The organism is Pseudomonas sp. 32_A (genome assembly GCF_017490905.1).
GTDB classification, from domain to species: Bacteria; Pseudomonadota; Gammaproteobacteria; order Pseudomonadales; family Pseudomonadaceae; genus Aquipseudomonas; species Aquipseudomonas inefficax.
The window spans coordinates 1-237 of record NZ_JAFGYI010000523.1 but is presented as its reverse complement, the minus strand read 5'-3'; the positions used below and the strand labels follow the sequence as shown (position 1 = coordinate 237).

Below are 237 nucleotides of genomic sequence, written 5' to 3'. Positions count from 1 at the left end.
TCGTAGGTTTCTTTACGCACCGCCAACAGCACGGCGTAGGCCGCCGACCACAGGTAGGGCACCAGGATCATCGACGAGGCCAGGTAGATCAGGCTGGTATAGGTACCGGCGGAAAACAGCGTGATCACCAGGAAGATCTGCACCATGGCGTTGGTCAGCCACAGGGCGTTGGCCGGTACCTGGTTGGCGTTCTCGCGGCGCAGGAACTCCGGCATGGTGTGGTCCTTGGCGGCGGCG

The 237-nt window shown here is 62.9% G+C and carries 1 protein-coding gene; it reads right to left on the bottom strand.

Annotated features, from left to right (window positions below; all coding sequences use genetic code 11):
• A partial coding sequence (locus J5M58_RS27680) for an amino acid permease (protein ID WP_207880733.1) occupies positions 1 to 237 on the bottom strand: 237 nt, incomplete at both ends.